This is a genomic window from Streptomyces sp. NBC_00597, assembly GCF_041431095.1.
Classification (GTDB): domain Bacteria; phylum Actinomycetota; class Actinomycetes; order Streptomycetales; family Streptomycetaceae; genus Streptomyces.
The window spans coordinates 6464773-6482485 of the sequence record NZ_CP107757.1; the positions used below are offsets into that span (position 1 = coordinate 6464773).

The following is a 17713-nucleotide window of genomic DNA, read 5'->3' on the forward strand; positions in this document are numbered from 1 at the left end:
GGAGCACGTGGTGATCGAAGAAATCCTCCTTGAGGCCGAGGAGAAGATGGAGAAGGCCGTCGTCGTCGCCAAGGAAGACTTTGCGGCGATCCGCACCGGTCGTGCGCACCCGGCGATGTTCAACAAGATCGTGGCGGACTACTACGGCGCCATCACTCCCATCAACCAGCTCGCGTCCTTCGCGGTGCCCGAGCCGCGCATGGCGATCGTGACGCCGTTCGACGCGTCCGCGCTGCGCAACATCGAGCAGGCAATCCGCGACTCCGACCTCGGTGTCAACCCGAGCAACGACGGCCGCATCATCCGAGTGACCTTCCCCGAGCTGACGCAGGACCGTCGCAAGGAGTACATCAAGGTCGCGAAGAACAAGGCCGAAGACTCCAAGGTCTCCATCCGTTCCGTGCGCCGCAAGGCCAAGGACGCCCTCGACAAGCTCGTCAAGGACAAGGAGGCCGGCGAGGACGAGGTGCGTCGCGCCGAGAAGGAGCTCGACGACACCACCGCGAAGTACGTCGCGCAGGTGGACGAGCTGCTCAAGCACAAGGAAGCCGAGCTGCTCGAAGTCTGATGAACGACTCTCCCTGGGCCACGGAGCCGGTTCCGGCGGGTCCCGCATACGATGCGCTGGTGGGCCCGCACACTCGGCCCATGCCCATCGTGCCCGATGCCGCCGGCCGTGACTTCGACGACCGGGAAGCACGCGATCGAGGGGCCGCCGCCGACGGCGGCCCCCCGTTCCGCGCCGAGACGCCGCCGCAGGAGCCCATGCCCAGCCCCCCGCCCCCGCCCTCGCAGGCACCGCAGGACGCCTCGCCCCCGCCGCAGAAGAAGCGGGCCGGCCGAGACCTGCGTGCCGCCATAGGGGTCGGTGTCGGCCTTGGTGCGGTGATCTTCGCTTCGCTGTTCATCGTCAAGGCGGTCTTCGTCGGCGTGATCGTCGTCGCGGTCGTCGTGGGCCTGTGGGAGCTCACCTCCCGGCTCCAGGAGAAGAAGGGCGTCAAGGCGCCGCTCGTCCCGCTCGCGGTCGGTGGCGCCGCCATGGTCATCGCCGGATACGTCCGGGGGGCCGAGGGCGCCTGGGTGGCGATGGCCCTGACCGCTCTGGCGGTCCTGGTCTGGCGGATGACCGAACCGCCCGAGGACTACCTCAAGGACGTCACGGCGGGCGTCTTCGCGGCGTTCTACGTGCCGTTCCTCGCCACCTTCGTCGCGATGCTGCTCACCGCGGACGACGGCCCGCAGCGCGTGGTCACCTTCCTGCTCCTGACCGTGGTCAGCGACACCGGGGCCTATGCGGTGGGCTGGCGCTTCGGCAAGCACAAGCTGGCCCCGCGCATCAGCCCCGGCAAGACCCGCGAGGGACTGTTCGGCGCGGTGGCCTTCGCGATGGCGGCCGGCGCGCTGTGCATGGAGTACCTGATCGACGGGGGCGCCTGGTGGCAGGGCCTGCTGCTCGGTCTCGCCGTCGCGGTCAGCGCCACGCTGGGCGACCTCGGCGAGTCGATGATCAAGCGGGACCTGGGCATCAAGGACATGGGCACGCTGCTGCCGGGTCACGGCGGCATCATGGACCGGCTCGACTCCCTGCTCCCGACCGCCCCGGTGGTGTGGCTGCTGCTCGCGGCCTTCGTCGGAACGGGCTGAAACCGGGCTCCGCGGCTTCCGGCCGGCGGGCGGTTCACCAGGGCAACCCCGCTGAGCTGGGACGACGTACGTCTGAAGGCTTTGGGTGGGTCCGGGCGGTTACTCTTGAAAGGCGCGCTGCTTCTGCGGCGCGCCTTTCGTCTTACAAGGAGTACCAGCCATGGCCCGCCCTGTCCCGGGAGAGCTCACCTTCGTCGCCCCCCGCGGAGCGAAGAAGCCGCCCCGGCATCTCGCCGACCTCACGCCCGAGGAGCGCCGGGAGGCCGTGGCCGCGATCGGCGAGAAGCCGTTCCGGGCCAAGCAGCTCTCGCAGCACTACTTCGCCCGGTACGCGCACGACCCGGCCGAGTGGACCGACATTCCGGCGGCGTCCCGCGAGAAGCTCCAGGCGGAGCTGCTGCCCGAGCTGATGAACGTCATCCGGCACATCTCGTGCGACGACGACACCACCCGCAAGACCCTGTGGAAGCTGCACGACGGCACGCTCGTCGAGTCCGTGCTGATGCGCTACCCCGACCGGGTCACCATGTGCATCTCCTCGCAGGCCGGCTGCGGCATGAACTGCCCGTTCTGCGCCACCGGCCAGGCGGGCCTGGACCGGAACCTGTCGACCGCCGAGATCGTCCACCAGATCGTCGACGGCATGCGCGCGCTGCGCGACGGCGAGGTCCCCGGCGGGCCGGCCCGTCTGTCGAACATCGTCTTCATGGGCATGGGCGAGCCCCTCGCCAACTACAAGCGGGTCGTCGGCGCCATCCGCCGCCTCACCGACCCCGAGCCCGACGGCCTGGGTCTGTCGCAGCGCGGCATCACCGTCTCCACCGTCGGCCTGGTCCCGGCGATGCTGCGGTTCGCCGACGAGGGCTTCAAGTGCCGCCTCGCGGTCTCGCTGCACGCGCCCGACGACGAGCTGCGCGACACCCTCGTCCCGGTGAACACGCGCTGGAACGTCCGCGAGGTCCTCGATGCGGCGTGGGAGTACGCCGAGAAGTCCGGCCGGCGGATCTCCATCGAGTACGCCCTGATCCGCGACATCAACGACCAGGCCTGGCGCGGCGACCTCCTGGGCCGGCTGCTCAAGGGCAAGCGCGTCCACGTCAACCTGATCCCGTTGAACCCGACGCCGGGCTCGAAATGGACCGCGTCGCGCCCCGAGGACGAGAAGGCCTTCGTGGAGGCCATCGCCCGCCACGGCGTGCCGGTGACCGTCCGTGACACCCGTGGCCAGGAGATCGACGGTGCCTGCGGTCAGCTCGCCGCGAGCGAGCGGTAGGCTGGCAGGCGTACATCTGCATATTCCGACAGGGGAGCGCCACAGCGCTGAGAGTGCGGCAACCGTCAGGCCGCAGACCCTCTGAACCTCGCCCAGGTCATTCTGGGTAGGAAGTTCGGTCACCACCTCAAGCTGTTGCGCCCTGCCCGGGCGTCCCGCTCCCTTTTCGAGCGCCCGGGCAGGGCCGCGTCTTCTCCTGGTCAACCCAGGAGGAATGTCTACGTGAGCACCACCAAGAAGATCGCGGGTGCGGCGCTGGCCGCCGCCCTCGGCGTGAGCACGCTCGCCGCGTGCGGCGGCGGTAAGAAGGACGAGGGTTCCGCCGCGAGCGGATCCCCGAAGTCCAAGACCGTCACGCTCGTCTCCCACGACTCCTTCAACGTGACCGACACGGTCCTCAAGGAGTTCGAGCAGCAGAGCGGCTACACCGTGAAGGTCCTGAAGTCCGGGGACGCGGGCGCCGCCCTCAACCAGGAGATCCTCACGAAGGGCTCCCCGCGCGGCGACGTCTTCTTCGGCGTGGACAACACGCTCCTCTCGCGCGCCCTCGACAACGGCATCTTCACGCCGTACGAGTCCAAGGGCCTGGCCGACGTGAAGCCCGAGTTCGTTCTCGACAAGGAGCACCGGGTCACCCCGATCGACTCCGGCGACATCTGCGTCAACTACGACAAGGCGTACTTCGCCGACAAGAAGCTCGCCCCGCCGCAGACGCTGGACGACCTGGTCAAGCCGGAGTACAAGAACCTTCTGGTCACCGAGAACGCGGCGACCTCCTCGCCGGGCCTCGGCTTCCTCCTCGCCTCCGTCGGCAAGTACGGCGAGGACGGCTGGAAGGACTACTGGACCAAGCTCAAGGCCAACGGCGTCGAGGTCGTCGACGGCTGGGAGCAGGCCTACAACCAGCGCTTCTCGGGCTCCGCGGGCGGCAAGAAGGCCAAGGGCGACCGCCCGCTGGTCGTCTCCTACGCCTCCAGCCCGCCGGCCGAGGTCCTGTACGGCGAGCCGCAGCCGGCGGAGGCCCCCACGGGCGTCGCCACCGGCACCTGTTTCCGCCAGGTCGAGTTCGCGGGCCTGCTCAAGGGCGCGAAGAACGAGGAGGGCGGCAAGGCGCTCATCGACTTCATGGTGAGCAAGAAGTTCCAGGAGGACATGCCGCTCCAGATGTTCGTGAACCCGGTGACCAAGGACGCGAAGCTGCCGGAGCTGTTCACGAAGCACGGCGTGGTCGTGGAGAAGCCGGAGACGGTCGCTCCGGAGACCATCGCCAAGAACCGTGAGCAGTGGGTCAAGGCATGGTCCTCGCTCGTCGTGAAGTAGGACGCGAGAGCACTCCCGTGAAGGAGGGCGTGCGCGCCACGGCCGTCAGGCTCGCCCTGATGGCCGTGCCGCTCGCCTTCTTCGCGCTGTTCTTCGCCTACCCCGTCGCCGCGATCGTCGGCCGCGGGATCAAGACCGACGAGGGATGGCAGTTCGGCCGGATCGGCGAGGTGCTGACCCGGCCGGACATCGCCGACGTGCTCTGGTTCACCACCTGGCAGGCGTGCGCGTCCACGGCGCTCACGCTCCTGATCGCACTCCCCGGCGCGTACGTCTTCGCGCGCTTCGAGTTCCCCGGCAAGCAGCTGCTGCGGGCCGTGGTCACGGTCCCGTTCGTGCTGCCAACGGTGGTGGTCGGCACCGCCTTCCTGGCGCTGGTCGGGCAGGGCGGGCTGCTGGACGAGCTGTGGGGCGTCCGGCTGGACACCACCGTGTGGGCGATCCTGCTCGCGCACGTCTTCTTCAACTACGCCGTCGTCGTACGGACGGTCGGCGGGCTCTGGGCGCAGCTGGACCCGCGCCAGGAGGAGGCCGCCCGGGTGCTGGGCGCCGGGCGGTTCGCCGCCTGGCGGCGGGTGACGCTGCCCGCGCTCGGCCCGGCGGTGGCCGCGGCCTCGCTGATGGTGTTCCTGTTCACGTTCACCTCCTTCGGCGTCGTGCAGATCCTGGGCGGGCCCTCGTACGCCACCCTGGAGGTGGAGGTCTACCGGCAGACCGCGCAGCTGCTGGACCTGCCGACGGCCGCCGTCCTGACGATGGTGCAGTTCGTCGCGGTGGGCCTGATCCTCGGCATCCACGCCTGGACCGTGCGCCGGCGGGAGACCGCCCTGCGGCTGGTGGACCCGGCGCGGACCGCGCACCGGCCGAGCGGTCCGGGGCAGCGCGCCCTTCTGGGCGGGGTGCTGCTGACGGTGGCGCTGCTGATCGTGGCCCCGCTGGTGGTCCTGGTGGAGCGCTCCCTCGACGCGCCCGGCGGCTACGGGTTCGGCTTCTACCGGGCGCTCCAGGACGCGGGCGCCGGTGGCGGAACGTTTCTGGTGCCACCGCTGGAAGCGGTCTGGAACTCCCTGCAGTACGCGCTCGCCGCCACCGCCATCGCCCTGCTGATCGGGGGGCTCGCGGCCGCGGCACTGACCCGGCGCGGGGGCAGGTTCGTGCGCGGGTTCGACGCGCTGCTGATGCTTCCGCTCGGGGTGTCGGCGGTGACCGTCGGCTTCGGGTTCCTGATCACCCTGGACGAGCCGCCGCTGGACCTGCGGACCTCGTGGATCCTGGTGCCGCTCGCGCAGGCGCTGGTGGGCGTGCCGTTCGTCGTACGGACCATGCTGCCGGTGCTGCGCGCCGTGGACGGGCGGCTGCGCGAGGCCGCCGCCGTGCTCGGCGCCTCCCCGCTGCGGGCCTGGCGGGAGGTGGACCTGCCGCTGGTGCGGCGGGCGCTGCTGATCGCGGCCGGATTCGCCTTCGCCGTCTCGCTCGGCGAGTTCGGCGCGACCGTGTTCATCGCCCGGCCCGACCGCCCCACGCTGCCGGTGGCCGTGGCCCGGCTCCTGGGGCGGGCCGGCGAGATGAACTACGGGCAGGCCATGGCCCTGAGCACGATTCTGATGCTGGTGTGCGCGGTGTCCCTGCTGGTGCTGGAGCGACTGCGCCCCGACAAGACCTCGGGAGAGTTCTGATGACGTTGCTCGAACTGGCCGGGGTGTCGGTCCGCTTCGGCGAGCGTGCCGTCGTCGACGCGGTGGACCTCGCGGTCGCCGAGCACGAGGTCGTGTGCGTCCTCGGACCGAGCGGCAGCGGAAAGTCCACGCTGCTGCGGGTGGTGGCCGGGCTCCAGCCGGTCTCGGCCGGACGGGTCCTGCTGGGCGGGGCGGACCAGGCGCGGGTGCCGGCACACCGGCGCGGGGTCGGCCTGATGTTCCAGGACCACCAGCTGTTCCCGCACCGGGACGTGGGCGGGAACGTCGCGTTCGGGCTGCGCGTACGGGGCTCTGCCCGGAAGTCGTACGAGGCACAGGTCGCGCAGCTGCTGGAGCTGGTCGGGCTCCCCGGGGCCCAAGGCCGCTCGGTGGCCTCGCTGTCGGGCGGCGAGCAGCAGCGGGTCGCGTTGGCACGGGCCCTCGCCCCCTCGCCGAGGCTGCTGATGCTGGACGAGCCGCTGGGACAGCTGGACCGGGGGCTGCGCGAGCGGCTGGTGGTGGAGCTGCAGGGGCTGTTCTCCCGGCTCGGGACCACGGTGCTGGCCGTCACCCACGACCAGGGCGAGGCCTTCGCCCTGGCCGACCGGGTGGTGGTGATGCGGGACGGGCGGATCGCACAGGCCGGGACCCCGCTGGAGGTCTGGCAGCAGCCGGCCTCGGAGTTCGTGGCGCGCTTCCTCGGCTTCGAGAACGTGGTCCCGGCGACGGTCGCGGGCGGGGCCGCGGCGACGGCCTGGGGCAAGGTACCGGTGCCGGCCGGGTCCCCGGAGGGTGAGCGGCGCATCCTGATCCGCCCGGCGGGCGTGGTGCTCGCGGCCGCCGGTCTGCGCTGCGAGGTGCTCGCCCGCACCTTCCGCGGCACGCACGTGGCGCTGCGGCTCCGGCCGGAGGCGGGGCCCGTGCTGGAGGCCGAGTGCGGGCTGGCCGGGGCCCCGGCCGTGGGCGAGCGGGTCGCGGTGTCCTTCACTCCGGCCGAGGTGGTCGTCCTCCCGGCGCGGTGAGCGTCCCGCTCAGCCGGCCGGGACCGGCTGCGGGGCGGGGGCGTCGGCTTCGGCGCCGTCGTGGTTGCCGTACCAGGCGACGGCGACCGCGCCCGTGACGGCGAGGACGAAGCCGAGGACCGCCAGCCATGCCAGGCCCGGCCGGGAGGCGTCGCCCAGCCACAGGACGCCGATGGCGCCGGGCAGGACGGTTTCGCCCACCACCAGCGCGGCCGTCGCACCGTTCACCGAGCCGATCTGGAGGGCGACCGTGTGCAGGTACATGCCACCGACGCCGGCCAGCACGATGGCGTACAGGGCCGGGTCGGTGAGCAGCGTGCCCAGGTCGAACGGGTCGATCCCGTCGAGGATGCGGACGCCGACGCCCAGTGCGCCGAAGGCCAGGCCCGACAGCAGGCCCGCCAGGATCGCGGCCCGGGCGCCCAGCAGCCGGACGGCCACCGTGCCACCGGCGATGATCAGCAGGGTCACGGCGAACAGCCACCAGTGCGTGGACATCGGGGCGTGGTGGCCGCCTTCGTGGCCGGCGGCCGTCGCCAGCAGCACCAGCGCCGCGCAGACGACCCCGATCGAGGTCCATTCCTTGCGGGTCAGCCGGATGCCCAGCATCTTGACGCTGAGCACGGCCGTGATCACCAGATTGGCGCTGATCACGGTCTGGGAGAGGAAGAGCGGCAGCAGCCGGGCGGCCAGCGCGCCCAACCCGAAGCCTACGAAGTCCAGGATGGTGCCGACGATGAACTCCCAGGTCATCGCCGCCTTCGCAGTGGAGGACAGGTTCGGGCCGCCGTGCGCGGTCACGCCCGCGGCGGCCGGGGACGTCCGGGCCGCCCGGCGCGATCCCACGGCTTGCAGCACCGACCCCGTGCCGTAGCAGATGGACGCCGCGATCGCGGTCAGCAGGCCTATGAGCACCGAGGGCTCCGTTCACGTCTGGCAGGTTTTTGCGTTTTGATTACCTATGGCAGACGTGCGAACGGGCCGGGAAGTTGCCTCGGGCCGCCCTTCATTTCACCAGGGGGTCACTTCATCGAGTCGAGCACGGCGGGCACCTCGTCCACCGAGTCGACCAGCGCGATCCGCGACGCCATCCCGCGGCCGCGCGCCAGAGCCTGGAGCAACGGCCACGCCGGCAGGTGCTCGGTCCAGTGCGTCCGCCCGACCAACACCATCGGCGTCGGCTCGCCCCGCGACTCGTAGTAGTTCGGCGTCGCGTTGTCGAAGATCTCCTGGAGGGTGCCCGCGGCGCCCGGCAGGAACACGACGCCCGCGTTGGAACGGGCGAGCAGCCCGTCCTCCCGGGTGGCGTTCGCGAAGTACTTGGCGATGTGGCCGGCGAAGGCGTTCGGCGGCTCGTGCCCGTAGAACCAGGTCGGGATCCCCACCGAGTCGCCGCCGGACGGCCAGCGCTCCCGCACGGTGAACGCCGCCCGCGCCCAGTCGGACACCGACGGCACGAAGGACGGAGCCTTGGCCAGGATCTCCAGGGCCTCCGCGAGGGCCTCGTCAGGGGCCGGCGCCAGGTAGGCGCCGAGGTTGGCCGCCTCCATCGCGCCCGGGCCGCCGCCGGTGGCCACCGTCAGCCCGGACCGGGCCAGCTCGCGGCCGAGCTCCGCAGCGCCCTGGTAGTCCAGAGCGCCGCGGGCCATCGCGTGGCCGCCCATGACGCCCACGACCCGGGCGCCGGCGAGGTGCTCGTCGAGGCCGTCGGAGATCGCGTCGTCGTGGACGGAGCGCAGCATCGAGGAGAAGACGTCGCCGTCGGCCTTCGTCTCCTGGAACCAGGCGTACGACTGGGCGTCAGGGGTGGCCTCGTAGCCGCCGGACAGTCCCGTGAACAGCTCGTCAGCGGTGTAGAGCAGGCCGCGGTACGGATTGAACGGCAGGTCCGGCACCGGCGGGAAGACGAGCGCGCCGTCGGCGCGCACCTTCGCCGAGGCGTCGGGCTCCATCGCGCAGCCCAGGAAGACGGCCGCGGAGGTGTCGGCGGACAGCAGGGCGAACGTGCGCTCCAGCAGGTTGACCGACTGGATCCGGTAGCCGCTGAGCGAGCCACGGGCCGCGACCTGGTCGAATTCGGCGAGCGTCTCGATCTCGATGTCTGCGTTGACCATTCGGCCCACACTAAGGGCTGCCCGTGTCAGCGGGTCAACGCCAGCGACGTCAGCTGTGCCACACCCCACACGATCGGCCCGCACACGGCCACCAGCGCGGTGGCCCGCACCACCACGGTCGTACGCAGGACAGAGCCCGGAGTTCCGAGGTCACGCAGGGTCCGGCGGGTGGCGGAGCGGTCCTGTCGGACCTCCACGGCGCACGTGAGCAAGGTCGCAGCCGTGCACAGCAGGACCAGGGCGCAGGCGGGAGCGGTGAGCGGGCCCAGCGGGACGGCGAGTGCGCCCCGGCCGTGCAGGGCCACGGCGGTGAGGACGCCCGCGCCGACCGCGCACAGCACCCCGATCGGACGGCCGAGCCGCGGCGCGTCCTCCTGGAGGGCCCGCCCGGCCAGGAGCCGCACGGCGCCCGGGCGGACGGCCTGGACCAGGGCCCCGCAGGCGTAGGCCAGTCCCGGGCCGGCGAGGGAGAGTCCGACGGCGGTGAGGGCCCAGCCGGCCGGCATCCCGGCGCCGCCGAGGCCCGCGTACGCCTCGACGGCCAGTCCGCAGGCGGTGACCGCGATGCCCCAGGGCAGGGCCGTCTGCGGGGCCAGCGGAGGGTGCGGGCGCAGGGCGAGGGCCGTGGCGACGCAGGCCGCCAGCGGGACCAGCGCCACCAGAGTGAGGGCGGCCGCCACGGGCAGCGGCCGGTCGGCGTGCAGGAGTCCGGCCCCGGCTCCGTCGAAGGGCAGGCCGGCGAGGTCGCCCCGCAGGTGCAGGAAGGCGGCCAGGGCCAGCGCGCTCCCCAGGGTGCACGCGATGGCGGTGGAGAGCGCCGCGACGAGCATGATCCGTACGGGGCCCAGCCCGACGGCGTCCAGCCCTTCCCGGGGCCGGGTCGCGGGGTCGGTCCGGGCGACGGCCACCGCGAACTGCACGGTGACGGCGAGCGGGACCATGGCCCACAGCAGACGCGGGAACGATCCGGCAGGCCGGGCCGTGGCCCCGGCGAGCACGTACAGCAGCAGGAACCCGGTGCCCGCGCAGGCGGCGGCGACCAGGAGCCGGCGCACCTGGACGAGCGGCCGGGAGCCGCGGGCTAGGCGGAGAGCGAGCACGCGGCCTGGCCTCCAGGACTCTCCTCGGGCGGATCGCCGGCGCCGCGCACGCCGACGGCGGGCGCGGCCGCGGCGGGGTGGCCGTCGAGCAGCGCGACCCGGCGGTCGGCGACGGCCGCGGTCTCCTCGTCATGGGTGGCCAGCAGCACGGTGATCCCGTGCGAGCGGGCCGCGGTGGTGAGCGCACGGAGCAGCAGCGCGCACTCGGCGCGGTGCAGCGGGGCGGTGGGTTCGTCGGCGAAGACGACGGCGGGCTCGTTGACGAGGGCCCGGGCGAGGGCGACCCGCTGGGATTCGGCGCGGGTCAGGGCGCCCGGGCGTTTGCGGGCGAACGCGCCGATGTCGAGCCGGTCCAGCCATTCGCAGGCGGCGGCCTTGGCGGTGCGGTGGGAGGCGCCTGCGACCAGCAGGGGCAGGGCCGCGTTCTCCCACACCTTGAGCTCGGGCAGCAGCAGGGGGTCGGGGCCGATCCAGCCGAACCGGTCGCGGCGCAGCCGTTCGCGGGCCACGGCGCCCATGGTGTGGACGGGCACGCTGTTGAACCAGATCTCGCCCTGCTCGGGGACCAGGTGGCCGGCCAGGCAGCGCAGCAGGGTGGTCTTTCCGCTGCCGCGCGGGCCGGTCAGGGCCAGGATCTCGCTCTGGCGGACGCCGACCGAGACTCCGATGAGGCCGGGTGAACCTCCCCCAGACTTCGTCCGTGGGGACCCCCAGTGGGAGTAGTGAACGGACCGGGCCCAGAGCACGTCGTTGTCCGGTGGGGCGTTGTCCGGTGGAGCCACCATGGCGTACACCTCCGTCCGGGGGAACGAAGCAGAGCCGGTTCGGTCACTGGCGCCGCACTGAGATGTAAAGAGATGAACGTCTTGGATGGTGACAGCACACGGCCCGGACCCCCGCGTTCTCACTCGAACGGGCGATCCGGGCCGTGTGGTTCGGACTGTTTGCTGCTCTTTACAGCTTGGTCCAGGCCTCGGCGAGCACCGAGCGCAGGATGCCTTCGATCTCGTCGAAGGTGCCCTGGTCCGCGATCAGCGGCGGGGCCAGCTGGATGACCGGGTCGCCACGGTCGTCGGCACGGCAGTACAGGCCGTTGTCGAAGAGCGCCTTGGAGAGGAAGCCGTAGAGCACGCGCTCGGTCTCCTCGTCCGTGAAGGACTCCTTGGTGACCTTGTCCTTGACGAGCTCGATGCCGTAGAAGAAGCCGTTGCCGCGGACGTCGCCGACGATCGGCAGGTCGTGCAGCTTCTGCAGCGTCTTGAGGAAGGAGCCCTCGTTGTCCAGCACGTGCTGGTTGAGGCCTTCCTTGTCGAAGATGTCGAGGTTGGCGATCGCCACCGCGGAGGACACCGGGTGTCCGCCGAAGGTGTAGCCGTGCAGGAAGGTGTTGTCACCCTTGTAGAACGGCTCGGCGAGGCGGTCCGAGATGATGCAGGCACCGATCGGGGAGTAGCCCGAGGTCATGCCCTTGGCGCAGGTGATCATGTCCGGGACGTAGTCGAACTTGTCGCAGGCGAACATCGTGCCGAGACGGCCGAAGGCGCAGATCGTCTCGTCGGAGACGAGGAGCACGTCGTACTCGTCGCAGATCTCGCGGACCCGCTGGAAGTACCCGGGCGGCGGCGGGAAGCAGCCGCCCGCGTTCTGCACCGGCTCCAGGAAGACGGCGGCGACGGTGTCGGCGCCCTCGAAGAGGATCTGCTGCTCGATCTGGTCGGCGCACCAGCGGCCGAAGGCCTCGGGGTCGTCGCCGTAGATCGGGGCACGGTAGATGTTGGTGTTCGGCACCTTGTGCGCGCCCGGGACCAGCGGCTCGAAGGGGGCCTTCAGGGCCGGCAGACCGGTGATGGACAGGGCGCCCTGCGGGGTGCCGTGGTAGGCGACCGCACGCGAGATGACCTTGTACTTGGTGTGCTTGCCCTGCAGCTTGAAGTACTGCTTGGCGAGCTTCCACGCGGTCTCGACGGCCTCGCCGCCACCGGTGGTGAAGAAGACCTTGTTCAGGTCGCCGGGCGCGTAGTGGGCGAGGCGCTCGGCCAGCTCGACGGCCTTGGGGTGCGCGTACGACCACACGGGGAAGAACGCGAGTTCCTGGGCCTGCTTGTAGGCGACCTCGGCCAGTTCCTTGCGGCCGTGACCGGCGTTGACCACGAACAGTCCGGCGAGACCGTCCAGGTAGCGCTTGCCCTTGTCGTCGAAGATGTAGGTGCCCTCACCCCGCACGATGGTGGGGACGGGGGAGTTCTCGTACGACGACATGCGGGTGAAGTGCATCCACAGGTGGTCGTACGCGGTCTTGGAGAGGTCCTGGCTCACGGGCTATCGAGTTCCCCACATGTAGGTCTGCTTCTTCAGCTTCAGATAAACGAAGCTTTCGGTTGATCGCACGCCGGGGAGCGCGCGGATCTTCTTGTTGATCGTCTCCAGTAGGTGGTCGTCGTCCTCGCAGACGATCTCCACCATCAGGTCGAACGAGCCCGCGGTCATGACCACGTACTCGCACTCGGCCATCTGGGTCAGTGCGTCGGCCACCGGGTCGAGGTCTCCCTCGACGTTGATGCCGACCATGGCCTGGCGTCGCAGGCCCACGGTGAGCGGGTCGGTGACGGCGACGATCTGCATGACGCCCTGGTCGAGCAGCTTCTGCACGCGCTGGCGCACGGCTGCCTCCGACAGGCCCACGGCCTTGCCGATCGCTGCGTAGGGACGGCGACCGTCCTCCTGCAGTTGCTCGATGATCGCCAGGGACACAGCATCGACCGAAGGGGACGGTTGTCTGTTCCTGGAATCTGCGCTTCGACTGACCACGACCTCACTGTGCACGAGGAGTCGTCTGTTCCGCAAGACGGAATCGATGAAATCCGTTGTTTGAGGTCTTGGATCTCACTGATTTCGTAGTTGGTGGTGTCCGGCCCTGCCGAAAGCGTCCGCCTTGGGGCTAGGATTGGGATTCGTCTCAATCGTTGGACATGTGATCAGGAGTGTGGCTGGAGTGACCACCGAACTGCGTCGTCTGCGCAACTACATCGGCGGAGAGTTCAAGGACGCCGCCGACGGGCGGACCACCGAGGTGGTCAACCCCGCCACCGGCGAGGTGTACGCCACCGCCCCGCTCTCCGGCCAGGCCGATGTCGACGCCGCCATGGCCGCCGCCGCGGCCGCCTTCCCGGGCTGGCGCGACACCACCCCCGCGGAGCGCCAGAAGGCCCTGCTGAAGATCGCGGACGCCTTCGAGGCGCGCGCGGACGAGCTCGTGGCCGCCGAGTCGGAGAACACCGGCAAGCCGCTGGGCCTCACGGCCAGCGAGGAGCTCCCCCCGATGGTGGACCAGATCCGCTTCTTCGCGGGTGCGGCCCGTCTCCTGGAGGGCCGCTCGGCCGGCGAGTACATGGAGGGGATGACCTCGATCATCCGCCGCGAGCCGGTCGGCGTGTGCGCCCAGGTCGCGCCGTGGAACTACCCGATGATGATGGCGGTGTGGAAGTTCGCCCCGGCCATCGCCGCCGGCAACACCGTGGTGCTCAAGCCCTCGGACACCACCCCCGCCTCCACCGTCCTGATGGCGGAGATCATCGACTCCGTCCTGCCCAAGGGCGTCTTCAACGTCGTGTGCGGCGACCGCGAGACCGGCAAGGCCATGGTCGAGCACTCCACCCCGGCGATGGCCTCCATCACCGGCTCGGTGCGCGCCGGCATGCAGGTCGCCGAGAGCGCCTCGAAGGACGTCAAGCGCGTCCACCTGGAGCTCGGCGGCAAGGCCCCGGTCGTGGTCTTCCAGGACGCCGACATCGCCAAGGCCGTCGAGGACATCGCGGTCGCCGGCTACTTCAACGCCGGCCAGGACTGCACCGCGGCGACCCGCGTGCTCGTGCACGAGTCCATCCACGACGAGTTCGTGACCGCCCTCGCCAAGGCCGCGGCCGACACCAAGACCGGCCAGCCGGACGACGAGGACGTGCTCTACGGTCCGCTGAACAACCCGAACCAGCTCAAGCAGGTCGCCGGCTTCATCGAGCGCCTCCCCGCCCACGCCAAGGTCGAGGCGGGCGGCCACCAGGTCGGCGACAAGGGCTACTTCTACGCCCCGACCGTGGTCTCGGGCCTCAAGCAGGACGACGAGATCATCCAGAACGAGGTCTTCGGCCCCGTCATCACCGTCCAGTCCTTCACGGACGAGGCCCAGGCCCTGGAGTACGCGAACGGCGTCGAGTTCGCCCTCGCCTCCTCCGTGTGGACCAAGGACCACGGCCGCGCGATGCGCATGTCCAAGAACCTCGACTTCGGCTGCGTGTGGATCAACACCCACATCCCGCTCGTCGCCGAGATGCCCCACGGCGGCTTCAAGAAGTCCGGCTACGGCAAGGACCTCTCCGCCTACGGCTTCGAGGACTACACCCGCATCAAGCACGTGATGACCTCGCTCGACGGCTGATCGTTCCCCGCGGAGATCACATCGATCATCCAAGGGGCTTGAGGGGGCGGGCAGTAGACAATGTGTCTATTGCCCGCCCTCTTCCCGTCCCCGAGGCTTTGCCCATGCCTGAACTCGCCTTCTCCCGCCGCGCGGCGCTGCGCGGCCTCGGTGCCGCCGGCCTGTTCGCGGCCCTCACCGGCTGCGGTGTGCCCGCCGCGTTCGTCCCCGAGGACCGGCGGGGAGGCCCGGACCGCTCCGACCGGGACAAGCGGGTCGCCTTCTCCAACTGGCCGCTGTACATCGACACCGATGACGAGGACGAGGAGCGCCGGCCCACGCTGGACGCCTTCACGGAGAAGACCGGCATCGAGGTCCGGTACACCGAGGAGATCAACGACAACGACGAGTTCTTCGGCAAGGTCAGCCCGGCCCTGATGAACCACCAGGAGACCGGTCACGACCTGGTGGTGGTCAGCGACTGGATGGCCGCCCGCTTCGTCCACCTGGGCTGGGCCCAGAAGATGGACCGCTCGGCGCAGCCCAACGTGGCCGCCCACCTGGACCCGCAGCTGCGGTCCCCGGCCTTCGACGAAGGCCGCCTCCACACCGTCCCGTGGCAGTCGGGGATCACCGGCATCGCCTACAACCGCAAGGCGCTGGGCCGGGAGATCAAGTCCGTCAAGGACCTGTGGCACCCGGACCTGGCCGGCAAGGTCACGCTCTTCTCCGGCCTGGACGAGTCCTTCGCCCTCCTGATGCAGGGCAACGGCGTGGACGTCACCCGGTGGACCGAGTCCGACTTCCACCGGATGTGCGACCAGGTGGAGAGCATGGTGAAGAAGAGGCACATCCGACGCTTCACCGGCAACGACTACACCTCCGATCTGAGCAAGGGGGACGTCCTGGCTTGCCAGGCGTACTCCGGCGACGCCATCCAGCTCCAAGCCGACAACCCCGACATCGAGTTCGTGGTCCCGGAGGAGGGCGCCGAGCTCTGGGCCGAGAGCCTGCTCGTCCCCAACCTGGCCCGGCACAAGGTCAACGCCGAGGCGCTGGTCGACTACTACTACGCTCCGGAGGTGGCCGCCGAACTCGCCGCGGCCGTCAACTACGTCTGCCCGGTTCCGGCCGCCCGCGAGGTCCTGGCCGGCTCCGACGACAAGGAGACCGCGCAGCTCGCCGAGAACCCGCTGATCTTCCCCGACGGGGAGATGCGCAAGCGGCTCGTCGTGGCCCGGGACATCTCCTCGGCCGAGCGCCGTTCCTTCGCCCAGCGATGGAACGCCATCGTCGGCCTCTGACGTCGGGCGGAACAGAACGATCACGGTCCCGCTACAGAACTGAACGCGTTCAGACATTTGGCTGAACGTGTTCAGAAACAGGCGTACGCTTCCTTCCATGAGCGAGAGAAGCGCCCTTCAGCGGCGGATCCGTGCCTGGCTGGTCCTGTTCATCGTCTGCCTCGTGCTCAGCGGCCTCACTGCCTTCCCCCTGGTCAGCGAACTGCACTGGGCCAACTCCCTCGTGTCCCACACGTGGCTTCGACGGGTGGGGGACGGGCTGGAACGGGCCGACGCCGACTACCCCTTCCTCCTCTACGGCACCGACTGGCTCGCCTTCGCCCACCTGGTGATCGCGGTCTTCTTCTACGGAGTCCACCGCGACCCCGTCCGCAACATCTGGATCGTCGAAGCCGGCATGATCGCCTGCGCCGGTGTGATCCCCCTGGCCCTGATCTGCGGCCCCATCCGGGGCATCCCCTTCTGGTGGAGCGTCATCGACATGTCGTTCGGGGTCTTCGGGGTCATACCCCTGCTGGTGCTCCGCCGCATGATCAAGCGGCTTGAGGCGCTGCCGCCCGACCGCTACCTGGCGAAGGCCGCCATGACGATCCCGTAGGCCACCTTGTTCATGTCCTGCCCCTTCGCGTCGATGGAGTTGACCGAGTAGACGAGGGTGCGCGAGAGGTCGCGCGCCCCGCCGATCACGGTGCTGTAGCCGTACCGCGACCCCGTCTTGCCGTAGACCGCCGTGCCGTCGGGCAGGACGAACCGCTTCAATCCCGCGGTCTGCACGGCGTCCTCCCCGGATTCGAAGTCCTTGACCGCGGGCACCGTGAACATCTCCTCCAGCTGCGCCTTCGGCACCACCCGGCCCGAGAACAGGGCCTGGGTGAACCCCTCCAGGTCGGCGGTGGTCGATATCAGGTCCCCGGCGGCCCAGTTGGACGAGGAGTTCCAGTCGGTCACGTCCACCAGCGTGCTCCCGCCACCGGGCTTCTCCACGGCCTGGTAGCCGTGGTGGTGCGGGCCCGCCACCCCGTTCTCCCCGCGCGCCGGAACCGACGTGTGGCGCAGGCCGAGCGGCTTCAGGATCCGTGCGGACAGGGCCTGTTCGTAGGTCGTGCCCGTCAGCTTCTCGATCAGCACGCCCAGGACCGTGTAATCGATGTTGAGGTAGTGCTGCTTCTCGCCCGGCCGGAACTCGGGCCCCTTCGCCACCGCTTCGGCGATCAGCGCGTGCGGATCGACCACGTCGAACCGGTGGGCGTACTGCGCCTCGAACGAATCCCCGGGCCCCTCGGCCGGCCGGATGCCGCTCGTGTAGTTCAGCAACTGCCGCACGCTGATGGGCTCGAAGCCCTTCGGACCGGACGGCAACAGCCCCGGCAGGTACTGCTGCACCGGCTCGTCCAGATCGACCTTGCCCTCGGCGGCCAGCTGGAGCACCAGCGCCGCCGTGAAGGTCTTCGTCACCGAACCCGCCCGGAACCGGGCATCCTCGAAGGCCTTGCGCCCGGTGCGGACATCGGCCACGCCGGAGCTCCCCACCCAGCGGCCGCTGCTACCGCCGACCCGGACCAGCGCGGCCATGGCGTCCGCGCTGTCAGGGCCGACGCCGGCGATCGCCCTGCGCAGCGCCGCCGCGTCGGGTGCGGTCGTGTACAAGGGCGGCTTCACATCGCTCGCCGATGCCGGTGCCGACGCGGTCCCCGCTGCGGTCACCGGCGCGGCATGGGCGACAACCGGTCCGGCCGCGATGCCCAGGACCAGGGCGGTGGCGATCAGTGTGCGCGTACGTACCTTCATGGCGAAATCCCCCTGATAGTCATCCGGGCCCCAGCGGCCCCGATGACTCAATGCTGCAGGT

The 17713-nt window shown here is 70.4% G+C and carries 16 protein-coding genes and 1 riboswitch; of the genes, 9 read left to right on the forward strand and 7 right to left on the reverse strand.

Features of this window, described 5'->3' with window-relative positions; genetic code table 11:
• The first annotated feature begins 10 nt into the window (after positions 1-10).
• The 6 genes from frr to OG974_RS29640 all read left to right on the forward strand — a co-directional run bounded on the left by frr (position 11) and on the right by OG974_RS29640 (position 6935).
• Positions 11-568: a ribosome recycling factor gene (frr, locus tag OG974_RS29615; RefSeq protein WP_243630638.1), complete on the forward strand. Its 558-nt coding sequence runs from the start codon at positions 11-13 to the stop codon at positions 566-568.
• Positions 568-1644, forward strand: coding sequence for a phosphatidate cytidylyltransferase (locus tag OG974_RS29620; protein ID WP_327278796.1), 1077 nt, complete (start codon positions 568-570; stop codon positions 1642-1644). Before frr ends, OG974_RS29620 begins: the two co-directional genes overlap by 1 nt.
• A gap of 160 nt (positions 1645-1804) precedes the next feature.
• Complete coding sequence (gene rlmN / locus OG974_RS29625; protein ID WP_327278797.1) at positions 1805-2917, forward strand: 23S rRNA (adenine(2503)-C(2))-methyltransferase RlmN; 1113 nt, start codon at positions 1805-1807, stop codon at positions 2915-2917.
• Between the two features lie 20 nt (positions 2918-2937).
• Positions 2938-3048: riboswitch (TPP riboswitch) on the forward strand.
• Between the two features lie 91 nt (positions 3049-3139).
• Complete coding sequence (locus OG974_RS29630; protein WP_327278798.1) at positions 3140-4237, forward strand: thiamine ABC transporter substrate-binding protein; 1098 nt, start codon at positions 3140-3142, stop codon at positions 4235-4237.
• 59 nt (positions 4238-4296) lie between these two features.
• The gene (locus OG974_RS29635) at positions 4297-5913 is read left to right on the forward strand and encodes an iron ABC transporter permease (RefSeq protein WP_327285805.1); all 1617 of its coding nucleotides are present in this window, start codon (positions 4297-4299) and stop codon (positions 5911-5913) included.
• Entirely contained in the window at positions 5913-6935 is a 1023-nt protein-coding gene (locus OG974_RS29640; RefSeq protein WP_327278799.1) for an ABC transporter ATP-binding protein, read from the forward strand. The genes OG974_RS29635 and OG974_RS29640 overlap by 1 nt, the downstream gene beginning before the upstream one ends.
• A gap of 9 nt (positions 6936-6944) precedes the next feature.
• Here OG974_RS29640 and OG974_RS29645 read toward each other — a convergent pair whose 3' ends face one another.
• The 6 genes from OG974_RS29645 to OG974_RS29670 all read right to left on the reverse strand — a co-directional run bounded on the left by OG974_RS29645 (position 6945) and on the right by OG974_RS29670 (position 12972).
• Entirely contained in the window at positions 6945-7850 is a 906-nt protein-coding gene (locus OG974_RS29645) for a hypothetical protein (RefSeq protein WP_327278800.1), read from the reverse strand.
• A 107-nt stretch (positions 7851-7957) separates the two neighbouring features.
• The gene (locus OG974_RS29650) at positions 7958-9049 is read right to left on the reverse strand and encodes an LOG family protein (RefSeq protein ID WP_327278801.1); all 1092 of its coding nucleotides are present in this window, start codon (positions 9047-9049) and stop codon (positions 7958-7960) included.
• Positions 9050-9075: 26 nt separating this feature from the next.
• Entirely contained in the window at positions 9076-10149 is a 1074-nt protein-coding gene (locus tag OG974_RS29655) for a hypothetical protein (protein WP_327278802.1), read from the reverse strand.
• On the reverse strand, positions 10131-10934 hold the full coding sequence (locus OG974_RS29660; protein ID WP_327278803.1) for an ATP-binding cassette domain-containing protein: 804 nt from the start codon (positions 10932-10934) through the stop codon (positions 10131-10133). Before OG974_RS29660 ends, OG974_RS29655 begins: the two co-directional genes overlap by 19 nt.
• 169 nt (positions 10935-11103) lie before the next feature.
• A complete protein-coding gene (locus OG974_RS29665; RefSeq protein ID WP_328763864.1) occupies positions 11104-12465 on the reverse strand; it encodes an aspartate aminotransferase family protein in 1362 nt (453 codons plus the stop codon).
• A 3-nt stretch (positions 12466-12468) separates the two neighbouring features.
• Positions 12469-12972, reverse strand: a complete 504-nt coding sequence (locus OG974_RS29670; protein WP_030298396.1) for an Lrp/AsnC family transcriptional regulator — start codon at positions 12970-12972, stop codon at positions 12469-12471.
• Between the two features lie 169 nt (positions 12973-13141).
• Here OG974_RS29670 and OG974_RS29675 point away from each other — a divergent pair, with 169 nt between their 5' ends.
• The 3 genes from OG974_RS29675 (at position 13142) to OG974_RS29685 (ending at position 16462) form a co-directional block, all read left to right on the forward strand.
• The gene (locus tag OG974_RS29675; RefSeq protein WP_327278804.1) at positions 13142-14581 is read left to right on the forward strand and encodes a gamma-aminobutyraldehyde dehydrogenase; all 1440 of its coding nucleotides are present in this window, start codon (positions 13142-13144) and stop codon (positions 14579-14581) included.
• Positions 14582-14685: 104 nt separating this feature from the next.
• The gene (locus OG974_RS29680; protein ID WP_327278805.1) at positions 14686-15864 is read left to right on the forward strand and encodes a spermidine/putrescine ABC transporter substrate-binding protein; all 1179 of its coding nucleotides are present in this window, start codon (positions 14686-14688) and stop codon (positions 15862-15864) included.
• A 97-nt stretch (positions 15865-15961) separates the two neighbouring features.
• Complete coding sequence (locus OG974_RS29685; RefSeq protein ID WP_327278806.1) at positions 15962-16462, forward strand: hypothetical protein; 501 nt, start codon at positions 15962-15964, stop codon at positions 16460-16462.
• Here the strand turns inward: OG974_RS29685 and OG974_RS29690 are convergent.
• Positions 16429-17652: a serine hydrolase domain-containing protein gene (locus tag OG974_RS29690; protein ID WP_327278807.1), complete on the reverse strand. Its 1224-nt coding sequence runs from the start codon at positions 17650-17652 to the stop codon at positions 16429-16431. The genes OG974_RS29685 and OG974_RS29690 overlap by 34 nt on opposite strands.
• Between the last annotated feature and the right edge of the window lie 61 nt (positions 17653-17713).

What these genes read in the sequence shown, in the direction of transcription:
- OG974_RS29635 (WP_327285805.1), top strand. Translation starts at nt 4,297, where the DNA reads ATGGCCGTGCCGCTCGCCTTCTTCGCGCTGTTCTTCGCCTACCCCGTC.
- OG974_RS29680 (WP_327278805.1), top strand. Translation starts at nt 14,686, where the DNA reads ATGCCTGAACTCGCCTTCTCCCGCCGCGCGGCGCTGCGCGGCCTCGGT.
- OG974_RS29640 (WP_327278799.1), top strand. Translation starts at nt 5,913, where the DNA reads ATGACGTTGCTCGAACTGGCCGGGGTGTCGGTCCGCTTCGGCGAGCGT.
- rlmN (WP_327278797.1), top strand. Translation starts at nt 1,805, where the DNA reads ATGGCCCGCCCTGTCCCGGGAGAGCTCACCTTCGTCGCCCCCCGCGGA.
- OG974_RS29620 (WP_327278796.1), top strand. Translation starts at nt 568, where the DNA reads ATGAACGACTCTCCCTGGGCCACGGAGCCGGTTCCGGCGGGTCCCGCA.
- OG974_RS29685 (WP_327278806.1), top strand. Translation starts at nt 15,962, where the DNA reads ATGAGCGAGAGAAGCGCCCTTCAGCGGCGGATCCGTGCCTGGCTGGTC.
- OG974_RS29650 (WP_327278801.1), bottom strand. Translation starts at nt 9,049, where the DNA reads ATGGTCAACGCAGACATCGAGATCGAGACGCTCGCCGAATTCGACCAG.
- OG974_RS29690 (WP_327278807.1), bottom strand. Translation starts at nt 17,652, where the DNA reads ATGAAGGTACGTACGCGCACACTGATCGCCACCGCCCTGGTCCTGGGC.
- OG974_RS29660 (WP_327278803.1), bottom strand. Translation starts at nt 10,934, where the DNA reads ATGGTGGCTCCACCGGACAACGCCCCACCGGACAACGACGTGCTCTGG.